The 4,811-nt window shown below is 39.9% G+C and carries 2 protein-coding genes; both read right to left on the bottom strand.

What is annotated here, in order from left to right; all coding sequences use genetic code 11:
* Nucleotides 1-37: 37 nt before the first annotated feature.
* Nucleotides 38-946 (bottom strand): PorP/SprF family type IX secretion system membrane protein, encoded by a 909-nt coding sequence (locus BHE19_RS07655; RefSeq protein ID WP_070906599.1) that lies wholly within the window; start codon nt 944-946, stop codon nt 38-40.
* Between the two features lie 61 nt (nt 947-1,007).
* A partial coding sequence (locus BHE19_RS07650) for a DUF7507 domain-containing protein (RefSeq protein WP_124020460.1) occupies nt 1,008-4,811 on the bottom strand: 3,804 nt, incomplete at its 5' end.

Raw genomic sequence — 4,811 nt, 5'->3', positions numbered from 1 at the left:
AGAAAGACTGTATATGCTATTTTTTTTATTTTCATAATTAGAAGAATCTAGGTGAAGTTATTCGGCTGTAATTTTTTAAGAATTCAAAACGCAGAAATATCTCATGCGACCCTGAGTTGTAGTTTACTAATCGGGTTGTTTCGCGATCATAGGAGTACCCTAAATACATACTATCGGTTATCTGAAATCCTGCCAAAGCACTAAAAGAGGCGCTCCATCTGTAAGCTACTCCGATCACAAATTTATCGTTGAACATAAAATTTGCCGATGCGTCTACTTGTAATGGTGAACCTTCTACCATTTTAGTCATTAAAGCCGGTTTGAATTTTATCGTTTCATAACGATTTAGATTAAATACATAACCAGCTATGAAATAATAGTTGATACGGTCTTTATAAATTGAATAATCGTTATCGTCATAGCGGGTAGTTTGAATAAAATTAGGAACAGATAATCCCACATAAGCTTTATCCGTATGCCAGTAAACTCCGGCTCCGATATTTGGAGCGAATTTATTCTGAAAATCCTGAAACTGGGTATCTCCCTGATGTTCCGGGTTTAACTTTGTAGGATCCAGCTTAAATATATTGGCAGAACCTTTAATACCAAAAGAAAGTTTAGCGGTTGCTGATGTTTGTATGGAGTAAGAGAAATCAGCTGATATATTGTTTTCATTTGTTGGTCCGATTTTATCATTGACTAACGATACTCCTAATCCTACATTATTGTTTATTGGTGTGTTTAACGAAAAACTGCTGGTTTCGGGTGCTCCATCCAATCCAACCCACTGGGTGCGATACAATCCGAAAATACTCATAGCTCCGCGAGAACCGGCATAAGCGGGATTTATATTGATGGTATTATACATGTATTGTGTAAACTGCGCATCTTGCTGGGCAAAACCTGCGGTAGAACAAAACAATAAAACTAAAACTAATTTTTTCATTTATTTTATTTTTAAAGAATGGCTTAGCCTATTGACTAAGCCATTTTATTAGTACAGAATATTATTTGGTCAGGTATAAATACCCCGCCTCCTGATGTGGATTGGATTGGTTGTCTTTGTATTTTATGATATAATAATAAGTTCCTTCCGGTAATCCATCTGAATCTTTAATTGTAACACGTCCTTCAGAAATACCTCTAAAGACAATATCATTATTATTGTAATGATCACGATCAAAAACCAAAACTCCCCAACGGTTAAAAATCTGAACCGTATTGTCAGGATAACATTCTAATCCCTGGATATAAAATCTCTCGTTCTTACTGTCTCCATTTATAGAAACCGCGTTGTATACTTTAATTACACAACCTTGTAGCGATAAAACAGTTGGTTTATCCCCCAATACACTACTATCATCTGATTTGTCTTTTACCTCAATATGATCAGGACTTGTTCCAAAAACTTCGGCTTGATTCGATATACTTCCCGAATTAATATCAGCTTGTACGATCGAATAAGTTCCTGTAAAAGAAGTATTATCCTCTTCTCCCACAGCTAAATTTATTGGGCCACCGGTCATAGTAATTCCAGTTAACGGGTCTACTATATAAACATTAGTCAACGCTACATTTCCTGTATTGGTTACGGTGAAATTATACGTAATAGTCTCCCCTACTTTTGCATTACTGTCACCATCTTCATCATTGAAATGTGCCGTTTTCACTACAGCAATACTTGGTCTTGATACAAATAGGGTTACCGTTGCAGCATCACAATTTGAAAGATTTGATTTTTCACAAATACTGTACGTTAATGTATAGGTACCTCCCGGTGTATTAGCCGGAACACTTATTGTTCCTGTGGCAGTGTCAATTACCGGAACTGCTGCTCCAGGTGTTTTTGGAACTGCCGGTGTTGTCACTTTTAAATCAACCAGACTAATCACAACTGGTACGCCATTTAAAGTATCCGAATTTGGATTACCAGCTAGTACATTCCCTGCATTTGGTGTTCCTGTTATTCCATTTACGTTTGGAATATTATCATCATTTGCAATTATTGATGTCCCTGCAATTGCCGTTACTTTGATTTCATCTGAAACCGTCGCACAAGTTGTCGGACTTATTTTGTCACATAACTCATACACTACATTATAAGTTCCCGGTGTGGTTCCTGCCGCAACACTTACTTTTCCGGTTAACGGATCTAAAGTAATTCCTGTTGGCCATGCTCCTGATACCGCAACTGTAGCATTTCCTGTAGTTCCTAGTACTGCCGGAACTCCATTTACTTTATCGTTGCTTGCAATATTTGTGAAAACAGTTCCTCCTGTTGATGCAATAGTTCCATTTTCAAATATTGGCTCTACCACTGGAGTTACTTTGATTTCATCTGAAACCGTCGCACAAGTTACCGGACTTAGTTTGTCGCATAACTCATACACTACATTATAAGTTCTCGGTGTGGTTCCTGCCGCAACACTTACTTTTCCGGTTAACGGATCTAAAGTAATTCCTGTTGGCCATGTTCCTGAAACTGCAACTGTAGCATTTCCTGTAGTTCCTAATACTGCCGGAACTCCATTTACTTTATCGTTGTTTGCAATGTTTGTGAAAACAGTTCCTCCTGTTGATGCAATAGTTCCATTTTCGAATATTGGCTCAACTGTTGCTGTTACTGTAATTTTTGCTTCAGCCTGATCACACATTGGTGTACCGGCTGCTGCCATTGCTTTTGAACATATACTATAAATTACAGTATATACCCCTGGCGCAGTACCAGTATTAACTTTAATAGTGCCATCGGTATTTAATGTCATTCCTGTCGGTAAATAAACCGCACTTAAATTCACGTCTGAAGCGACTATAGATGTACCATGTAATTTGTCATTCAACAATACAGAAACCGTGGTACCTCCGTTCAATCCATTAACTACTAATGGAATCTCATCTATCGCATCAATAAAACTTACTACTGTACAGGTTGAACAAGTAGGATCTATCGGCCTGCAAGTCGAACAAATTGGACTTGGATCGGTTGACTTAGCTGTTACCGGTGATCCTGTTGGAGGAGTTCCTGTAACTGTAGCCACGTTGTCTACCTGACCGTTATTCATATCAGCCAGTGTAATGGTGTGAACCGCTGTAAAACTAGACGAGTCTGTTGCTCCTGGAGCCAAACTCGCTAAACTTCCGCTTACCACTGCATTAGCATCACTAATGGTTACCGGAGCCAGGGTTACGTTACCTGTATTTCTAACTGTAAAAGTATAGTCAATTCTATCTCCTGCGTTTACAATACCATCTGCATTAGCATCTACATAAACTCCTTTTTTGCTTACCGTTACTTTTGGTGAAGACGTTAAAGGAACTACGGTACAGCTTGGACATGCAGCTGGATCTTTTGGTGGACAAGTCGAACAAATTGGACTTGGATCGGTTGACTTAGCTGTTACCGGTGATCCTGTTGGAGGAGTTCCTGTAACTGTAGCCACGTTGTCTACCTGACCGTTATTCATATCAGCCAGTGTAATGGTGTGAACCGCTGTAAAACTAGACGAGTCTGTTGCTCCTGGAGCCAAACTCGCTAAACTTCCGCTTACCACTGCATTAGCATCACTAATGGTTACCGGAGCCAGGGTTACGTTACCTGTATTTCTAACTGTAAAAGTATAGTCAATTCTATCTCCTGCGTTTACAATACCATCTGCATTAGCATCTACATAAACTCCTTTTTTGCTTACCGTTACTTTTGGTGAAGACGTTAAAGGAACTACGGTACAGCTTGGACATGCAGCTGGATCTTTTGGTGGACAAGTCGAACAAATTGGACTTGGATCGGTTGACTTAGCTGTTACCGGTGATCCTGTTGGAGGAGTTCCTGTAACTGTAGCCACGTTGTCTACCTGACCGTTATTCATATCAGCCAAAGTGATGGTGTGAACTGCTGTAAAACTAGACGAATCTGTTGCTCCTGGAGCTAAACTCGCTAAACTTCCACTTACCACTGCATTAGCATCACTAATGGTTACCGGAGCCAGGGTTACGTTTCCTGTGTTGGTAACTGTAAAAGTATAGTCAATTCTATCGCCTGCGTTTACGATTCCATCTGCATTAGCATCTACGTAAACTCCTTTTTTGCTTACCGTTACTTTTGGTGAAGACGTTAAAGGAACTACGGTACAACTTGGACAGGCAGCCGGATCTTTTGGTGGACAAGTCGAACAAATTGGACTTGGATCGGTTGACTTAGCTGTTACCGGAGATCCTGTTGGAGGAGTTCCTGTAACTGTAGCCACGTTGTCTACCTGACCGTTATTCATATCAGCTAGTGTAATGGTGTGAACCGCTGTAAAACTAGACGAATCTGTAGCTCCTGGAGCTAAACTCGCTAAACTTCCGCTTACCACTGCATTAGCATCGGTAATGGTTACCGGAACCAAGGTTACGTTTCCTGTATTGGTAACTGTAAAAGTATAGTCGATTCTATCGCCTGCGTTTACGATTCCATCTGCATTAGCATCTACGTAAACTCCTTTTTTGCTTACTGAAATACCAGCACATTCACTAGCGATCACAACATTATCTGAAACTACTGAACTACAAGTTCCCAGTGTAGCTGTCACAGTATAAGTTCCTGCCGGAGCGGTTACTGTAGCACCTGAAACAGTAACTCCTGTTGATGGATTTACAGAATACGTATAAGCAGCATTATAATTTGAAATCGCAAAACTTCCTGTAGCCACTGAACAAGTAGGTTGTGTTACTGTTCCTGCTGTTGGTTTTACTGGAGTTGTCGGTTGTGCATTGATCACAACATTATCTGAAACTACTGAACTACAAGTTCCCAATGTAGCAGTCACGGT

The sequence above is a fragment of the Flavobacterium tructae genome (genome assembly GCF_001853485.1).
Taxonomy (GTDB): Bacteria; Bacteroidota; Bacteroidia; order Flavobacteriales; family Flavobacteriaceae; genus Flavobacterium; species Flavobacterium tructae.
Note: the sequence above shows the minus strand (reverse complement) of the source record. Positions and strands in the feature narration are given on the sequence as shown.